Raw genomic sequence first — 15,679 nt, forward strand, 5'->3', positions numbered from 1 at the left:
AGGCACTCCGATGCACAAGGCGACCCGACTCCTCCTCGCATGGGCGACGTTGCTCGGGTCGGCGATGCCGGCCCTGGCAGAAGTCCGTGCGGTCTACCAAGGCACCCTCGGCACCAGCGAGGTCGTGCTCGAAGTGAATGCCACTGGCGGCGGGCGGTACTTCTATCGCCGCCACGGCGTCGACATTCCGCTCTCCGGGCCGGTGACGAAGCTCGTGGAAGCCCTCCCGATCCAGGGCGAGGCGATGTACCGCGCGGCACAAGGCGGCAACGCGCCGCTGTTCGAAGATGCGCAGACCCGGCAGCCGGGCCCGACGTGGCGCGGCCAGGTGGTTGACGGCACTTTTGCTGGAAGCTGGAGCGATGGCCCTGGCAAGAAGGACGTCGCGTTCGAGCTTCAGCAAGTTCGCCAATACGACCCGGACCGGAGTCCCGGCGCAACCGCACCAGTGACGCGCGCCATCCCGCCAGGCAACACCACCGGCGCGGCTTCGGACGCACCGGTTTCCATCGAGACGGCGCCCTACGACCACCTGAAGCTCCAGACCCCGCTCAAGCAAGGCGCGGAGCACGTCAGCGGAGCGGTGGCATGGCGCATGGTCATCGATCCGCGCACACGCCTGCCCTATCCGCGGCTCACCCGGCACCCGGATGCGCGCATGGTCGAGAAGGTCAACGCCATCCTCGCGCGCAGGCACGGACAGCTCAGCCTCGCCGCGCTCGAATGCAAGGCCACCCTCTACACCGCGACGCACCCGGCGGCCGGCTCGCTGGGAAACTACGACGCGGAATCGGTGCGCGTCACCTTTCTCAGCCCGACGCTGATGAGCGTCGTCGAATCGGGAAGCACCGACTGCGGCGGCGCCCATCCCCACAACCACTACGCGCCCTACACACTCGACCTGGTCCGTGGCGAGTACCTCGACTTCGAACGCCTGTTCCGCGCGTTCACCAGGACGCCGGAGGGGTTCGCGCCGAGCAAGACGCTCATGGCGCTGATCGGGAAGAAGCTGAAGGCAGAGGGACGTGGGCCCCAGTCCGCCGCGTCTGCAGACCCGCAGTCCACGGGTTGCGACGAGGTGTGGCCCGAGTACCTGGCATTGCATTTCGAGCGCACCCGCGGGCGCGATGCGCTGGCCGTCGCGGTCAGCGGCGTGCCGCACGCGCTCGGCGCCTGCCTCGGCACCACGGTGGCGCTGCCGTTCACCGAACTCAAGCCCCTTCTCAAACCTGCGGCCGGCGCGTACCTCTTTCCCAAGCCGTAGCAACCGGGCGCCGCCCGAATGGGCTTTTCCAGAAAAGGTTGTTCAGGACCGCAAGAATCGCGGCGATCCGACCACCCATTTCTTCGAAGACGGAACGCCCCATGACCCAGGCCCTCACCCTCGTCAGCCACCTGCTGTGCCCCTACGTGCAACGCGCCGCGATCGCGCTGCACGAGAAGAACGTGCCCTTCGAGCGCGTCGTGATCGATCTCGCGAACAAGCCCCAGTGGTTTCTCGACATCTCGCCGCTGGGCAAGGTGCCGCTGCTGAAGGTGCAGCGCCCCGGCGGCACCGAGGCCGTGCTGTTCGAGAGCAACGTGATCTGCGAGTACCTCGAAGAGACGCAACCCGGCGTCCGCCTGCACCCCGAAGACCCGCTCGCACGTGCGCAGCACCGCGCATGGATGGAATTCGGCTCGGCCGTCCTCGCCGACCTGTGGGGCTACGAGACCACGCAGGACGCCGCCGTGTTCGCGCAGAAGCGCGAGGCGCTGGCCGCCAAGTTCGAACGCGTCGAGGCCGCGCTGGGGCAAGGCCCCTACTTCGCGGGCGAAGCCTTCAGCCTCGTCGATGCGGTGTTCGCACCGGTGTTCCGCTACTTCGAGGTGTTCGACGCGATCAGCGATTCGCACCTGTTCGATGCGCTGCCCAAGGTGAATGCCTGGCGCCATGCGCTGGCGGCACGGCCCAGCGTGCGCGCGGCGGTGGTGCCCGAGTACCCACGGCACCTGATGGATTTCCTGAAGAAGTACCAAGCGCACCTGCTGACGCTGGCGGCTTGATCGCAAGAAGCAGAGGGCGACAATAGCCCCCTTCCCCCCATAACGACACGACCCACGAGATGCGACTTCTCCACACCATGCTGCGCGTTGGCAATCTCCAGCGCTCCATCGACTTCTACACGCAGGTGCTCGGCATGACGCTGCTGCGCACGTCGGAAAACCCCGAATACAAGTACAGCCTCGCCTTCGTCGGCTACGGCAACGGCAACCCCGACCAGGCCGAGATCGAGCTCACCTACAACTGGGGCACCGAGAGCTACGAGCTCGGCACCGCCTATGGCCACATCGCGCTCGGCGTGCCCGACGCCTACGCGGCCTGCGACAAGATCAAGGCCGCCGGCGGCAACGTGACGCGTGAGGCCGGCCCGGTCAAAGGCGGCACGACGGTGATCGCCTTCGTGACGGACCCCGACGGCTACAAGATTGAATTGATCCAGCGCAACGAGAACGCCGCGGGCGGCGGCCTGCGCTGAGCCGTTTCGGGCCGCACCCCACGCCATGGCAAGCCCGAAGACAAAGAAGAAAGACGCGCCGCTGACGCGCTACGTCGCCCTGCTGCGCGGCGTGAACGTCAACGGCATCACGATCAAGAGCGCCGACCTGAAGGCGCTGTTCGTCGACGAACTCGGCTTCGGCGCGGTGCGCACGGTGCTCGCCAGCGGCAACGTGCTGTTCAACACCGATGCGCCCGACGCCGCCGCGCTGCGCACGCGCATCGAGCAGGCGCTGCGCCAGTGCTTCGGCTACGAGGCGTGGATCGTGCTGTGCACACAGCAGCGCGTGGCCGACATGGCCGCGAGCTACCCTTTCGAACGCATCGACGACACGCACCATCCCTACCTCGTGTTCGGCTCCGACGCCGCGATGCTCGACGAGATCATGGACAAAGCCGGCACGGTCGATGCCAAGGTCGAGCAGCTGGTGCGCGGAGACGGCGTGCTGTACTGGCAGTGCCCGCGCGGCGAAAGCCTGGAGACGCCGGTGGCCAAGCTGCTCGCGAAGACCCGCTACAAGTCGAGCACCACCACGCGCAACCTGCGCACGGTGGAAAAGCTCATCACGGACTGATCGACTGCTCGATCAGCAGCCCAGCCGGTCGGCCAGCGCGACGATGTCGCGCACATGCAGGCTGTTGTCCGGCTGCGGCGACACGTCCTTCGGCTGGTTGCGGCCGAACTCGTAGGGCCGCTCGATGTACGCCGTCTTCAGGCCGCACACCCGCGCGGCCGCCAGGTCGTCGTGGTGCGCCGCGGCGAGCATGACCTGCCCGGGCGTGGCGTCGAACACGCCCGCCACGCCGAGGTAGGTGCGCGGGTCGGGCTTGTAGGCCTTGAACACCTCGGCCGACAGCACGCAGTCCCAGGGCAGGCCGGCGCGCTTGGCCATCTCGGTGAGCAGGCCGATGTTGCCGTTGGAGAGCGTGCAGATGGTGAACTTCTTCTTCAGCCGCGTGAGCCCCTCGACCGCATCGGGCCAGGCCGGCAGGCGGTGCCAGGCGCGGCTCAGGTCGCGCTTGGCGGCGCTGTCGAGGTGGTCGGCCAGGCTGAAGTCGTGCAGCACCTGTTCGAGCATGCTCAGGTGCAGCTCGTCGAGCAGCGTGAAGCCGCCCTCGCCGGCCGCGATGCGTTCCATCACGGCCTTCATGGCGGGCTGGTAGCCGGCGCGCCAGGCCAGCGCAAAGGCCGCGCCGTCCACGCCGGGCAGCACGCGCTCGACCTCGGCCGCGATGCCGCTGTGCCAGTCGACCACCGTGCCGAACACGTCGAACGCGATGACCTTGAGGTCGCCCGCGTCGAAATCGGCCGACATGCTCAGCGCGGCAGCTGGCTCGCGGCGCGCGCCAGTTGCTCGATGCGGGTCCAGTCGCCGTCGCGGATGGCGTCGGTCGGCACGATCCACGAACCGCCCACGCAGGCCACGTTCGACAGCGCGAGGAACTCGGCCGCGTTGCCCGCATGGATGCCGCCCGTGGGGCAGAAGGTGACGTCGCCGAACGGGCCCTGCCAGGCCTTGAGCATCGGCAGGCCGCCGGCCTGCAGCGCGGGGAAGAACTTCAGCTGGGTGTAGCCGTCTTCCTGCGCCGTCATGATCTCGCTGCCGGTGGCCACGCCGGGCAGCAGCGGCAGGCCGAGGTCGTGGCAGGCCTTGCCGACCGCGCGCGTGTAGCCCGGGCTCACGCCGAACTTGGCGCCGGCCAGCGCCGAGGCCTGTGCGTCGGCCGCGCTGCGGATGGTGCCCGCGCCGGCGACGGCCTCGGGCACTTCCTTGGCGATGGCCTCGATGCACTGCAGCGCCTGCGGCGTGCGCAGCGTCACTTCGAGCATGCGGATGCCGCCTGCGACCAGCGCGCGCGCCAGGGGCACGGCGTCTTTCAGGTCGTTCAGCACGATGACCGGAATGACGGGTGCGTCGCGCATCACGTCGAGGGGGGTGAGTCTGTCTGTCATCTCATGGCTCCAAAAGTTTCTTGCGGCCCACGTGGGGCCCCGTCACATCCAGGTGCAGGCGCCCTCTTCGGCGGTCAGTGCGTTGCGGCGCATGCCGGCGAACAGTTCGCGGCCCAGGCCGTGCCCATCCGCGATGCGTTGCGCGTCGGACAGCGTCGCGGTCTCGCGCGCAGCCCATTCGTCTTCGGGCAGCAACACGGCGAGCGTACCCGCTACGGCGTCGAGGCGGATCAGGTCGCCGTCGCGCACCTTGGCCAGCGGGCCGCCGGCGGCCGCTTCGGGCGACACGTGGATGGCCGCGGGGATCTTGCCCGAGGCACCGCTCATGCGGCCGTCGGTCACCAGCGCCACGCGGAAGCCCTTGCCCTGCAGCACCGACAGCGGCGGCGTGAGCTTGTGCAGCTCGGGCATGCCGTTGGCCTGCGGGCCCTGCCAGCGCACCACGCAGACCACGTCGCGCTCCAGCTCGCCGGCCGTGAACGCTTTTTGCAGCGCGGCCTGCGAATCGAACACGCGGGCCGGCGCTTCGATGACATGGCGGTCGTCGGGCACCGACGACACCTTGATCACGCTGCGCCCCAGGTTGCCGCTGAGCAGCTTGAGGCCGCCGGTGGCGCTGAAGGGGCTGGCCACCGGGCGCGTGACGGCTTCTTTCTGCAGCGGTGCAGCGGGCGTCCATTGCAGCGTGTTCTCACCGGCCAGCGACGGGATGTTGGCGAATTCGCGGATGCCGCCGGAGCGCACCGTGAGCACGTCGGCGTGCATCAGGCCAGCCTCGACCAGCTCGCCGATCACGAAGCCCGGGCCGCCGCAGGCCTGGAACTCGTTCACGTCGGCGCTGCCGTTGGGGTACACGCGCGTGAGCAGCGGCACCACGTCGGACAGCTGGGAGAAGTCGTCCCAGTCGATGAGGATGCCCGCGGCGCGCGCCACGGCCACCCAGTGGATCAGGTGGTTGGTGGAGCCGCCCGTCGCCAGCAGCGCGACCATGGCGTTGACGATGCAGCGCTCGTCGACCATCTCGCCGATGGGCGGGCAGTTGAAGGCCGTGTCGCTGGCCTTGCCGAGCACCGATCGCACCGCCTCGCGCGTGAGCGTCTCGCGCATGGCATCGCCGGGCTGGATGAAGGCCGTGCCGGGCACGTGCAGGCCCATGGCCTCGAGCAGCATCTGGTTGCTGTTGGCGGTGCCGTAGAAGGTGCAGGTGCCGACCGTGTGATAGGCGGCCATCTCGGCCTCCAGCAGGCCCTGGCGGCCCACGAGGCCCTGCGCCGCCTGCTCGCGCACCTTCGACTTGGCGGTGTTCGACAGGCCCGAGGGCATCGGCCCGGCGGGCACGAAGACGGTGGGCAGGTGGCCGAAGTGCAGCGCGCCGATCAGCAGGCCCGGCACGATCTTGTCGCACACGCCGAGCATCAGGGCGCCGTCGAACATGTCGTGCGTGAGCGCCACCGCAGTGCTCATGGCGATCAGGTCGCGGCTGAACAGGCTCAGCTCCATGCCGGGTGTGCCCTGCGTGACGCCGTCGCACATGGCAGGCACGCCGCCCGCGACCTGCGCCGTGGCGCCGTGGCGGCGGGCCTCGTGCTTGATGATGTCCGGGTAGCCCTGGTACGGCGCGTGGGCCGAGAGCATGTCGTTGTAGGCCGTGACGATGCCCAGGTTGGGCGCGCGCTCGGCCACCACCTTGAACTTGTCGTTGGCCGGGATGCCGGCCACGGCGTGCGCCACGTTGGCGCAGCCCATGCGGTCGGAGCCGCGGTCGCGGGCGCGGATCTCGGCCAGGCGCGTGAGGTAGGTGCTGCGCGTGTCGCGGCTGCGCGCGCGGATGCGATCGGTGACGTCGCGGACGGTGGGGTGTGTGCTGCTCATGGGGAAGTTGGCTCTTGCTGCGTGTCGCCGGCGCGACTGTGGGCCTGGAGGCCCATCGTACCAATTCGAGCGCGACGCCCCGATGAAATCCGGCCGCAGAACGATACGAAATTACTCAGGCATGCACCCGGTCGCGTGCAGGCACAAAAAAACCCGGCCATGCCGGGTTTTTTGCTGGGGGATGCGGAAGGCCGGATCGCTCAGTCGACCAGCCGGACCTCGACGCGGCGCGCCTCGGCGTTGTTGCCCGATCCGGCGGTGACGGCGGGCTTCTGCAGGTCGATCTTCTCGGCCGGCACGCCCAGGCCTGCGAGCACCTCGCGCACCATCTGGGCGCGCTTCTTGGCCAGTTCCTCGTTCACGGCGGCATCGCCGGTGGTGTCGTGGAAGCCCGAAACCACCGCCTTGCGGCCACCCTCGACGCCCTTGATGACCAGGGCCAGCGCCTCGGCCGCGCCCGGTGCGAGGTCGGCGCTGCCGGTCGCGAAGTAGAAGTTCACCACGCCGCCGACCACGCGGATGCTGGCACCGTCGGGGATCACCACGGTGACGGTCTCGGTGACTTCGGTCACCTGCACCGCGCCGCCCGGCGCCGCTGCCGCCGAAGCGGCGACCGCGGGCTTGGCGTGCGCGGCCGTCGCGCCCAGGCCCTTGTGCCAGAAGGCGACGCCGATCACGAACATGATCACGAGCGCGATCAATGCCACCAGGAAGCCGAGGGCGAAATTCTGCTGGCTGTCGTCGTTGTTCATGGAAGCGCGGTCTCCGTAGGAAAGGGGTCGGTAAATAATGGTGCGGTGAACCATGATCACGAAATTGTAGGCGCCACCCCCGACATCCCCGTGTCAGCCGGCGCGCCGGACCCCGGTCCGCCGGGTCTCGACCCCATGCCCCGTCCGCTGCGCGACCCGCAGCCGATGCTGGAACGCGCGATCGCCGACTGGGGCGGACGCGACGATCTCTGGCTGTTCGGCTACGGCTCACTGATCTGGCGGCCCGAGTTCGGCTTTGCGGAGCGGCGCGCGGCCTCGGTGCACGGCTGGCACCGCGCGCTCAAGATGTGGAGCCGCGTCAACCGCGGCAGCGTGCAGACGCCGGGCCTGGTGTTCGGGCTGCTCTCGGGCGGCAGCTGCCGAGGCGTGGTGTTCCGCGTGCCGAAGGCCGAGGGCCTGGAGACGCTGAAGCGCCTCTGGCTGCGCGAGATGCCGACCGGCGTGTACGACCCCAAGTGGCTGCAATGCGGCACCGCCGAAGGGTCGGTGCGCGCGCTGGCCTTCACGCTGTCACGGCGCAGCCCCAACTTCACGGGCGAGCTCAGCGACGAGCGCTACCGCCACATCTTCGCGAATGCCGTGGGCCGTTACGGCAGCTCGCTCGACTACGCGCGCCAGACCCTGCTCGAGCTGCAGCGCCACGCGATCCACGACGCGGCGCTGGCCCGGCTGGTGGCGCTGGCCGCCGAGCCGCCATTTCAGACACCCGCCGATTGCGGGACAGCCCCGGCTCCGGTATACGTTGCGGGGTCTTCGGACACCGCGTCCTCTCAACCCTCCACCCCGTTCATCAATAAGGAAAACCAATGATCCATCGCCGTCTCCTCGCCACTGGCACCGCCCTCCTCGCCACTGCCGTGCTCGCCGCCTGCGGCAGCATGGGCGGCAAGCCGAGCACCACGGTCGAGCTGACGCCGACCGCCGCCGTCACGCCCAACCCCGCGCGCGGCTCGGTGACGCTCACCGCACTCGACCACGGCGTGCGCGTGTCCGGCGAGGTGCGCGGCCTGGCGCCGGGCAGCGAGCACGGTTTCCACATCCATGAAAAGGGCGACTGCGGCAACAACGGCAACGCCTCGGGCGGCCACTTCAACCCGGCCGGCGGCACGCACGGCAAGTTCTCCGCGCCCGGCAGCCATGCCGGCGAGTTGCCCAGCCTCGTGGCCGACGCCAGCGGCGTGGCGCGCTTCAGCGTCGAGAACCACGCGATCTCGCTGACCGACGGCGCCGCCAACAACGTGCGCGGTCGCGCGCTCGTGGTGCACCGCGACCGCGACGACTTCACGACGCAGCCCGCAGGCAACTCCGGCCCGCGCGTGCTCTGCGCGGTCGTTGCCCAGAACTAAGAAAAAAGCGTGAGTGGTCAGGCGCCCACGCGCGCCTGCCAGAGCGCCTCGGCCCGCGCCAGGGCCTCGGGCGTGTCGATGTCGGTCACGACGCCGGCATCGTCCACGGCCAGATCGATGACCGAATCGATGGCACGCATCGCACGCAGGACGGACGATGCGCCCAGATTCCCCTCCAGCGCCGCCAGCTGCGCCCAGCAGCCCGCCGCAAAGCCCACCGGATGCCCGCGCTCGCCCCGGTACTGCGGCTGCACGGCATTCACCCGCCCGCCGAGCGCGGCGGCCACCGCCCGCAGCGTCGCGGGCTGCACCAACGGCAGGTCGCCCGGCAGGATCAGCCAGCCCGCAGCGTGGGGCGTGGCGCGCACGGCCGCGGCAATCGAATCGCCCATGCCGGGGTGACCCGCGTCTTCCAGGTGCCACGGCAGGCCGCTCGCGCGCACCGCGTCGAGCGTGCGCTCGAGCACCGGCCGGCCCGCGAGCAGCGCCTTCAGCTTGGAACCCGTGCCGCCGGCCGCGATGAAGCGCTCGCCACGGCCCGAGGCCAGCACGATCACGGTCGGGGCGTTCGTCTCGGTTGTCGTCATGGGCGAAGTATGTGCGCAACAATCCCGGCATGACTTCTTCTCCTCTTTCCAAGGACGCGCTGGCCGCGCTGCGCAAGAGCTACGAGCGCGCCGAGCTCGACGAGACCCGCAGCGCCGCCGACCCGCTGCAGCAGTTCGAGCGCTGGCTCACCGAGGCCGTCGACGCGCACATCCCCGAGCCCAACGCGATGACGCTGTGCACCGTGGGCAGCGACCTGCGGCCGTCCAGCCGCATCGTGCTGATCAAGGGCTACGACGCGCGCGGCATCGTCTGGTACACCAACTACGACAGCCGCAAGGGCCGCGAGCTGTCGGGCAACCCGTATGCCTCGCTGCAGTTCCACTGGGTCGAACTGGAGCGCGTGGTGCGCATCGAGGGCCGCGTGGAACGCGTCAGCGCCGAGGAGAGCGACGCCTACTACGCCAGCCGCCCGCTCGATTCACGCATCGGCGCCTGGGCCAGTCCGCAGAGCGAAGTGATCAGCGGGCGCGACGTGCTGGTGAAGAACGCCGCCGTGTACGCCGCCAGGCACCTGCTCTCGCCGCCGCGTCCGCCGCACTGGGGCGGCTTCCGGCTCGTGCCCGACCGCTGGGAGTTCTGGCAGGGCCGCAAGAGCCGGCTGCACGACCGGCTGCGCTACCGGCTCGAAGGTGCTGACTGGGTGCGCGAACGCCTCGCGCCCTGACCCTGGCTCAAGCCTCGCAAGTTGCGACCTTGAATTCGACGCGCCGGTCCAGCGCGTCGCTCGCATCGTCGGCGCCCGTGCCGACGATGTTCTCGCGAAAGCCCATGCCGGCTTCGCGCAGCTTCTTCGACAGCGGCGGCGCCTCGCCCACCAGCCGCGCCTTGACGCTGGTTGCGCGCTGCAGCGACAGCCGCTCGTTGACCGCCTCCGAGCCCGTGCGGCTCGTGTGGCCCGTGACCACCACGCACGACTCGATCTGCGCCGCCTGCCGCGCGATCTGGCGCAGCCACATCGGGTAGGCCGCGCTGATCTTCGGGTCGGCCAGGAAGTCGGTCGAACCCGGCTTGAACAGGAACTTGACGCTCAGGTTGTTGCTCTCGAGCCCCAGCCGCGCCAGCGTGCCGAAGGTGCGCTCGGCGTCGGCCGTGCGGCCCAGCTGCGACTGCGTGAGGTACAGCCCGCTGTAGATGCGCAGCTGCTGGCCGTCGGCGCGCTTCGACGCGGCCTCGTAGCGGCTCAGGGCCTCGCTCATGCGGCCGGCCTCGTAGGCGGCGGTGGCCTCCTGCAGCACCGTGGCGGTCGGCAGGCGCTCCAGGTACAGCGCGTCGGCGGCCTGCCCGGCCGGCGTCTCGGCGGTGCGGATGTAGCCTTCCACGCCGCGGTCCTTGCCGTTCACGGGGCTGTCGCGGAAGAAGGCGGTGGGCCGCGTGTCGAGCGAGGCGTCGCTGATGCGCGCCACCGACTGCGCGATCACCATGCCGCTCTTGATCTCGGTCATGGCGAGGTTCAGCCGGTACGGCGCGCCCGAGGCGTCCTTGTCGCGCACCAGCGTGCCGTTGAGCACGTACTGCGCGTTGCCGATCTCGTTGGCGTTGAAGGGCGTCACGGTGAACTGCTTGAACTGCGCCTGCATGCGCTGCACGATGCGCTGCTCGGCCACGCGCGTCACCTCGGTCTGCTGGCCGCTGGCGCCTTCGAGCAGCGGGTCGATCACGATGCGCCGCTGCGTCAGCGTGGACTCCACCTTGGCCAGGAAGGCCGGCAGTTTCTGGGTCTGCACCATGAGGTCGTCGACCGCCTGGGTGACGGCCTGGTCGAAGGGCATGGCGCTGCTGGGCGCGGGGCGGTGCGCGCAGGCGGTGGCCAACAGCGCGGCGGTGCACATCGCCAGCACGCGCCACAAGGCTCGGGGGACGGCGGTGTTCGTGGTGGTCGTGGTCATCAGCACTGGCTCCTCAAAATGGTCATGTCCTGGTCCGACAGCGGCTCGCCCACGGCGGCGCGCATGTTGATCTCGCTGCAGCGTTTCGATGGCGCGGGGCGTCGCTCGGCGGGCTCGCGATGCGCCTCGGGCGCCGGGGCCGGCGCTGCGGTGGCGGTGATCTGCGGGCGCGGCTTCGGCGCCGGCCGCACGACGGCGGGCTTGGGCTCCGCTTCCTTGGCCTGTGGCGCCTCAACCGGCACGGGAACGGCCAGGCAGGGCGTTCGGCACGGCTTGGCCTCGCCCGCCGCATGCGCGCGTGCGCCGTGCAGCGCGATCACCGTCGCGACCACCGCCGTCACTGCAAGGGCAAGGGGCGAAACACGCGCCGGGTAGATCGTCATCAGCCGGCAAATGTAGGGGCGCGAACGCCGCTCGCCAGCCCACCAAACGGCCACCCCTGCCAAACGGCATAGGGCTAGCGCTGTCGCTCAGTCGGGCAAAAGTTCGCGAAAGGCGCGGAAGAAATGGGGGCCGTCAGGGCAACCACTGCACCCAGACCATGACCAGGGTGAGCGTGCCCAGCGCCAGCACGGTCGACACGGCGACGCTGGCCGTGACCAGGTCTTCGGCGCTGCGGTAGCGCTGCGAGAACAGGAACACGTTGGCGCCGATGGGCAACGCCGCCGCCACCACCATCACGGTGAGCGGGATGCCACGCACGCCCAGCAGCCAGCCGATGAGCGCCACCAGCAGCGGGTGCACGAGGTTCTTCACCAGCGCCTGCACCAGTGCGCCGCGCCAGTGGCGCCCGATGGGCGTGAGCGCGAGCGTGATGCCCACCATCACCAGCGCGACCGGCCCGAAGGCCTGGCCCAGCAGCTGGATCGGCTTGTCGATCACCTCGGGCATCACGAGGCCCGTCTGCGCGAACAGCAGGCCCGCAATGATCGGCAGCGGCACCGGATGGATGATGGCGTTGCGCAGCGCGCGCCCCACGGTGCGCGCCATGGAGCGCCGGTCGGCGCCGCTCACCGCCGCATGCTCGCGCGCCACGGCCAGCTCAAGCACCACGGTGGCGCTGGTCATGAGCACGAGCGAGTGCAGCGAGATCAGCGTGAGCAGCACCACCATGCCGGGCTCGCCGTAGGCCAGGCCGATCAGCGCGATGCCGATCATCACGGTGTTGCTGTAGGTGTTGGCCAGCGCGAGCACCGCGCCCGTGCGGTTGAAGCCGCGCCACGCGAGCGTGGCCGCGAACAGCAGGCCCGAGGCGATGAAGTACGCCGCCACGGGCTTCAGGCTCAGCTGCTGCACGTGCACCGTGCTCATGGCGCGAAACAGCAGCGCGGGCGCGAGCAGCAGGAAGATGAGGTTCGACAGGTCTTTCACCGCATTGCCGCCGATCCACCGGCGCCGTCCGGCGAGGTAGCCGGCGGCAATGAGGAGAACGACGGGCAGCAGGGAAGAAATGACGAACGAATTCACCCGGCGAGGATAGCGCGCGCCCGTCGCACGAAAGGTCGGAACGTCAGAACGTGACGCGCAGCCCCACCTTCAGCGAACGCCCCGGCAGCGGCGCCTTCGGGAACACCGTGGTCGTCAGGATCGAGGTCGGCGTGTAGGCCAGCGTGTTCCCGATGTTGTCCATGCGCGCGTACCAGGTGAGGTTGGCGCGCTGCACCTTCATGCGGTAGCTGATGGACGCGTTCCACAGCGTGTATGCGTCCGTCTCGCGCGCGCCCACGCTCGGCACCCGGCGCTGCGCCGCGTTGTAGTCGAAGCCGACGCGCGCGGTCCACGGCCCGTTGCCGTAGGCCAGTGTGGCGCCCAGGCGCAGCGGCGCGATGCGCGGCAGCGGCTCGCCGGTGTCGAGGTTCTTGGCGCGCACGATGTCGCCGCGCCATTCGAGGTCGAGCGTGCCCGCGTCGGCCATGCGCGCGAAGCCGTCGGCGCCCAGCAGCCGCAGGTTGCCGTTGGCCTCGATGCCGGTGAAGCGCGCGCGCATGCCGCCGTAGCGGTACTCGGCCAGCGTGTCGGTCGCTTCGGGGTCGGTGACGACCTGCCCTTCCTCGTCGAGCGTGCGGCCCGACGCGGTCAAGCCGATGTAGTTGCGAAAGCGCGTGACGTACGCGTTCACGCGGGCCGTGTTCGGGCCCGACTTCCACTGCGCGCCCAGGTCGAAGCCGGTGGACTTTTCCTTGCCCAGGTTCGGGTCGCCCACCTCCCAGGCCGCCGTGGCCACGTGCGGGCCGTTGGCGAGCAGCTCGTAGTCTTTCGGTGCGCGCTCGGTGTAGGCCAGGTTCGAGGTCAGCTGCCACTGCGGCGTGAGGTTGACCAGCGCACCGAACGCCGCGCTGTGCGGGTTGAAGGTGCGCTCGCCGATGGCGAAGCGCGTCACCGACAGGTCGTCGGGGTAGCCCAGCGAGCGCACCGTGACCTTCTCGGTGCGCGCGCCGAAGCTCAGGCGGCCCCACGAGGTGCCGAGCTCTTCGTGCAGGAACAGTGCGTTGGAGCGCGTGCGGCTGTGCGGCGCGAAGGCCTCCGAGCCGTCGGCGGCGAAGCGGTTGGTCTCGCGGCTGAAGCCGACGAGGCCCTCGAGGTTGCCGATCTTCTCGTGCCGCGCCTCGATGCGCAGGTCGTTGCTCAGGTTCGAGAAGGTGGTGCCGGCCTCGCGGCCCTCGAACTCGGTGTGGCGGTAATCGGTGCGGCTGACCTTCGCGTGGATGCTGCGGATGAAGCCGCCCGGGCGCCACTCGCCTTCCAGCGCGTAGCGGTCGGACTTCATGCCGATGGTCACGTCGTCCTCGGCCACGGTGCCGTAGTTGCTGCGGTAGGTGCTGGCCGAGGCGCCGATCCAGCCCTGGCTGAAGAACAGCGTGCCGCCGACCGCGCCGCCGTGCGCCTCGTTCTGCGAGTTGCAGATGCGGCGCGCGAGCGACAGGCGCCCGGGCTTGCTGCATTCGAGGTCGACCGGCACCGCCACGTCCTTCGAATCGCGGTTGAAGGCGTCGACATGCAGGGCGAAGCGGTCGTTGCCGCCTTCGAGCAGCACGCCGCCGCTCTTTTCCTTGTTGCCGCTGGCGTAGCCCAGCTCGGCACGGCCGCCGAAGCCGTTGATGGGCTCGGTCGGGATGCGGTTGTCGATCACGTTGACCACGCCGCCCACGGCGCTGCCGCCGTACTGCAGCGCCGAGGGGCCGCGCAGCACCTCGATGCGCTCGGTCACCAGCGCGTCGACGGGCACCGCGTGGTCGTAGCTCAGCGCCGAGGCGTCGGGCGCGCCGCCGCCGTTCTGCAGGATGCGGATGCGGTCGCCGTCCTGTCCGCGGATGCTGGGGCGGCTGGCATTGGGGCCGAAGTAGCTGCTGCTCACGCCGGGCAGGTTGTTCAGCGTCTCGCCCAGCGTCGATTCGGAGCGCAGCAGCAGCTGGTCGCCGGACAGCGAGGTGGTCGGCGCGATCAGGTCGCTCGCGCCCAGCGGGTTGCCGGTGACGGTGACCTCGCGCAGGCTGGAGGCGTCAGCGGCTGGGGCGGCGGCAGTGTCGGCGGTCTGGGCCAGGCTCGCCACCGAGGCGAGCGAAAGAACGGCAGCGCCGATGGCGTTGCGACGGAATTGGGGGGTCATGAAGAAGGAACACTCGTTGAATCGGGGAACGACCGGCCGCCCTCACCCGCCCGAAGGGGTGCGGCAACCGGAACACGGGGGATTCAGCGAGTGGACGGCGGGCCGCGCGCATCGAAGAGCGCGACCCAGCGGGCGATGGCTTCGCCCTGCAGATAAGCAAACGTGGCCGCCGGCAGCAGCATCGGCAGCACCACCAGCGGCACGCCGGGCACGCCCGTGCCGTGCGCGAGCTGGTCGTACAGGCGGCAGTCGGCGTCGTCGTGCACGCCGAAGAGGCTGGCCAGCGTGTGGCCGCTGTCGTGCCGGTGCGCGGCCTGTGCCTGCGCCGCCGCTGCAGCGGCGGGCAGGCCCGGCACGTGCAGCGAGCGGTGCATGAGCCCCATCGTGCCGGCAAACCAGAGCGCGAACGCCAGCGCGACGATGAGCGCGCGGGTGGCACGCGTCATGCGGGTTGGGGTCTGGCGCAGGGTAGCGGACACAGGGCGTGAAAGAAGAGACTCAGGCCTTGACGCGCGAAGCGAAGGTCTTCTGGAACTTCTCGACCTTCGGGCCGACCACGAACGCGCAGTAGCCCTGGTTCGGGTGGTTCAGGAAGTAGTCCTGGTGGTAGGCCTCGGCGGTCGAGTAGTTGGCCAGCGGCGCCACTTCGGTCACCACGGGCGAGCTGTAGGTCTTGCTGGCCGCGATCTCGCGGATCACGGCGTCGGCGACCTCTTTCTGGGCGTCGCTCGTGGTGTAGATGCCGCTGCGGTACTGCGTGCCGACATCGTTGCCCTGGCGGTTGAGCGTGGTGGGGTCGTGCACCACGAAGAAGATCTCGAGCAGCTCGCGCAGGCTGATCTGGGCCGGATCGAATTCGAGCTTCACGACCTCGGCATGGCCGGTGCGGCCGGTGCAGATCTGCTCGTAGCTCGGGTTCACCGTTTGGCCGTTGCTGTAGCCCGATTCGACGTCCAGCACGCCCTGCACCCGGTCGAACACCGCCTCGGTGCACCAGAAGCAGCCTCCGCCGAGCACGATGGTTTCGGTGGGCGACGGTGAGGAAGACATGGCGCGGCTCCGGGTGGGTTGGAAAAAGCGGGGACCGGTATTG

Annotated in this window: 18 protein-coding genes; 7 read left to right on the forward strand and 11 right to left on the reverse strand. The window is 69.8% G+C overall.

The window, feature by feature from the left end:
* The first annotated feature begins 10 nt into the window (after positions 1-10).
* From AC57B8_RS06085 to AC57B8_RS06100, 4 genes are all read left to right on the forward strand, one after another.
* The gene (locus tag AC57B8_RS06085; RefSeq protein ID WP_496478963.1) at positions 11-1,264 is read left to right on the forward strand and encodes a hypothetical protein; all 1,254 of its coding nucleotides are present in this window, start codon (positions 11-13) and stop codon (positions 1,262-1,264) included.
* Between the two features lie 101 nt (positions 1,265-1,365).
* A complete protein-coding gene (locus AC57B8_RS06090) occupies positions 1,366-2,046 on the forward strand; it encodes a glutathione S-transferase family protein (protein ID WP_496478964.1) in 681 nt (226 codons plus the stop codon).
* 59 nt (positions 2,047-2,105) lie between these two features.
* Complete coding sequence (gene gloA, locus AC57B8_RS06095) at positions 2,106-2,519, forward strand: lactoylglutathione lyase (RefSeq protein WP_070062472.1); 414 nt, start codon at positions 2,106-2,108, stop codon at positions 2,517-2,519.
* A gap of 25 nt (positions 2,520-2,544) precedes the next feature.
* Positions 2,545-3,114: a DUF1697 domain-containing protein gene (locus tag AC57B8_RS06100; protein WP_496478965.1), complete on the forward strand. Its 570-nt coding sequence runs from the start codon at positions 2,545-2,547 to the stop codon at positions 3,112-3,114.
* 12 nt (positions 3,115-3,126) lie between these two features.
* On the opposite strand, the gene AC57B8_RS06105 is transcribed toward AC57B8_RS06100, so the two are convergent.
* The 4 genes from AC57B8_RS06105 to AC57B8_RS06120 form a co-directional block, all read right to left on the reverse strand.
* A complete protein-coding gene (locus AC57B8_RS06105; protein ID WP_496478966.1) occupies positions 3,127-3,855 on the reverse strand; it encodes a haloacid dehalogenase type II in 729 nt (242 codons plus the stop codon).
* Between the two features lie 2 nt (positions 3,856-3,857).
* Positions 3,858-4,493, reverse strand: a complete 636-nt coding sequence (gene eda, locus AC57B8_RS06110; protein ID WP_496478967.1) for a bifunctional 4-hydroxy-2-oxoglutarate aldolase/2-dehydro-3-deoxy-phosphogluconate aldolase — start codon at positions 4,491-4,493, stop codon at positions 3,858-3,860.
* 42 nt (positions 4,494-4,535) lie between these two features.
* Positions 4,536-6,365, reverse strand: a complete 1,830-nt coding sequence (edd, locus tag AC57B8_RS06115; RefSeq protein WP_492699298.1) for a phosphogluconate dehydratase — start codon at positions 6,363-6,365, stop codon at positions 4,536-4,538.
* A 200-nt stretch (positions 6,366-6,565) separates the two neighbouring features.
* Entirely contained in the window at positions 6,566-7,117 is a 552-nt protein-coding gene (locus tag AC57B8_RS06120) for an OmpA family protein (protein WP_447746314.1), read from the reverse strand.
* A gap of 135 nt (positions 7,118-7,252) precedes the next feature.
* Here AC57B8_RS06120 and AC57B8_RS06125 point away from each other — a divergent pair, with 135 nt between their 5' ends.
* Together AC57B8_RS06125 and AC57B8_RS06130 are read left to right on the forward strand one after the other, a co-directional pair.
* Entirely contained in the window at positions 7,253-7,948 is a 696-nt protein-coding gene (locus tag AC57B8_RS06125; protein WP_447746317.1) for a gamma-glutamylcyclotransferase, read from the forward strand.
* Complete coding sequence (locus AC57B8_RS06130) at positions 7,945-8,484, forward strand: superoxide dismutase family protein (protein WP_095949020.1); 540 nt, start codon at positions 7,945-7,947, stop codon at positions 8,482-8,484. Before AC57B8_RS06125 ends, AC57B8_RS06130 begins: the two co-directional genes overlap by 4 nt.
* Positions 8,485-8,501: 17 nt before the next feature.
* On the opposite strand, the gene AC57B8_RS06135 is transcribed toward AC57B8_RS06130, so the two are convergent.
* A complete protein-coding gene (locus tag AC57B8_RS06135; protein ID WP_496478968.1) occupies positions 8,502-9,071 on the reverse strand; it encodes a nucleotidyltransferase family protein in 570 nt (189 codons plus the stop codon).
* 29 nt (positions 9,072-9,100) lie between these two features.
* Here AC57B8_RS06135 and pdxH point away from each other — a divergent pair, with 29 nt between their 5' ends.
* Positions 9,101-9,757, forward strand: coding sequence for a pyridoxamine 5'-phosphate oxidase (gene pdxH / locus AC57B8_RS06140; protein ID WP_354343788.1), 657 nt, complete (start codon positions 9,101-9,103; stop codon positions 9,755-9,757).
* A 7-nt stretch (positions 9,758-9,764) separates the two neighbouring features.
* Here pdxH and AC57B8_RS06145 read toward each other — a convergent pair whose 3' ends face one another.
* The 6 genes from AC57B8_RS06145 to msrA form a co-directional block, all read right to left on the reverse strand.
* A complete protein-coding gene (locus AC57B8_RS06145; protein ID WP_496478969.1) occupies positions 9,765-10,979 on the reverse strand; it encodes an OmpA family protein in 1,215 nt (404 codons plus the stop codon).
* Positions 10,979-11,362: a hypothetical protein gene (locus AC57B8_RS06150; RefSeq protein ID WP_496478970.1), complete on the reverse strand. Its 384-nt coding sequence runs from the start codon at positions 11,360-11,362 to the stop codon at positions 10,979-10,981. Before AC57B8_RS06150 ends, AC57B8_RS06145 begins: the two co-directional genes overlap by 1 nt.
* Before the next feature lie 133 nt (positions 11,363-11,495).
* Positions 11,496-12,446: an AEC family transporter gene (locus AC57B8_RS06155; protein ID WP_139702887.1), complete on the reverse strand. Its 951-nt coding sequence runs from the start codon at positions 12,444-12,446 to the stop codon at positions 11,496-11,498.
* A 43-nt stretch (positions 12,447-12,489) separates the two neighbouring features.
* Positions 12,490-14,586, reverse strand: coding sequence for a TonB-dependent receptor (locus AC57B8_RS06160; RefSeq protein ID WP_496478971.1), 2,097 nt, complete (start codon positions 14,584-14,586; stop codon positions 12,490-12,492).
* A gap of 83 nt (positions 14,587-14,669) precedes the next feature.
* Complete coding sequence (locus AC57B8_RS06165; RefSeq protein ID WP_496478972.1) at positions 14,670-15,032, reverse strand: hypothetical protein; 363 nt, start codon at positions 15,030-15,032, stop codon at positions 14,670-14,672.
* Between the two features lie 52 nt (positions 15,033-15,084).
* On the reverse strand, positions 15,085-15,636 hold the full coding sequence (msrA, locus tag AC57B8_RS06170) for a peptide-methionine (S)-S-oxide reductase MsrA (RefSeq protein WP_496478973.1): 552 nt from the start codon (positions 15,634-15,636) through the stop codon (positions 15,085-15,087).
* Between the last annotated feature and the right edge of the window lie 43 nt (positions 15,637-15,679).

Source organism: Variovorax sp. BGA-UO-ETr-C22 (assembly GCF_059567965.1).

Coding starts and splice junctions, on each gene's coding strand:
- pdxH (WP_354343788.1), top strand. CDS start 9,101: ATGACTTCTTCTCCTCTTTCCAAGGACGCGCTGGCCGCGCTGCGCAAG.
- AC57B8_RS06135 (WP_496478968.1), bottom strand. CDS start 9,071: ATGACGACAACCGAGACGAACGCCCCGACCGTGATCGTGCTGGCCTCG.
- AC57B8_RS06105 (WP_496478966.1), bottom strand. CDS start 3,855: ATGTCGGCCGATTTCGACGCGGGCGACCTCAAGGTCATCGCGTTCGAC.
- AC57B8_RS06120 (WP_447746314.1), bottom strand. CDS start 7,117: ATGAACAACGACGACAGCCAGCAGAATTTCGCCCTCGGCTTCCTGGTG.
- AC57B8_RS06150 (WP_496478970.1), bottom strand. CDS start 11,362: ATGACGATCTACCCGGCGCGTGTTTCGCCCCTTGCCCTTGCAGTGACG.
- msrA (WP_496478973.1), bottom strand. CDS start 15,636: ATGTCTTCCTCACCGTCGCCCACCGAAACCATCGTGCTCGGCGGAGGC.
- AC57B8_RS06100 (WP_496478965.1), top strand. CDS start 2,545: ATGGCAAGCCCGAAGACAAAGAAGAAAGACGCGCCGCTGACGCGCTAC.
- AC57B8_RS06145 (WP_496478969.1), bottom strand. CDS start 10,979: ATGACCACGACCACCACGAACACCGCCGTCCCCCGAGCCTTGTGGCGC.
- AC57B8_RS06090 (WP_496478964.1), top strand. CDS start 1,366: ATGACCCAGGCCCTCACCCTCGTCAGCCACCTGCTGTGCCCCTACGTG.
- AC57B8_RS06165 (WP_496478972.1), bottom strand. CDS start 15,032: ATGACGCGTGCCACCCGCGCGCTCATCGTCGCGCTGGCGTTCGCGCTC.
- eda (WP_496478967.1), bottom strand. CDS start 4,493: ATGACAGACAGACTCACCCCCCTCGACGTGATGCGCGACGCACCCGTC.
- edd (WP_492699298.1), bottom strand. CDS start 6,365: ATGAGCAGCACACACCCCACCGTCCGCGACGTCACCGATCGCATCCGC.
- AC57B8_RS06130 (WP_095949020.1), top strand. CDS start 7,945: ATGATCCATCGCCGTCTCCTCGCCACTGGCACCGCCCTCCTCGCCACT.
- AC57B8_RS06125 (WP_447746317.1), top strand. CDS start 7,253: ATGCCCCGTCCGCTGCGCGACCCGCAGCCGATGCTGGAACGCGCGATC.
- AC57B8_RS06160 (WP_496478971.1), bottom strand. CDS start 14,586: ATGACCCCCCAATTCCGTCGCAACGCCATCGGCGCTGCCGTTCTTTCG.
- AC57B8_RS06085 (WP_496478963.1), top strand. CDS start 11: ATGCACAAGGCGACCCGACTCCTCCTCGCATGGGCGACGTTGCTCGGG.
- gloA (WP_070062472.1), top strand. CDS start 2,106: ATGCGACTTCTCCACACCATGCTGCGCGTTGGCAATCTCCAGCGCTCC.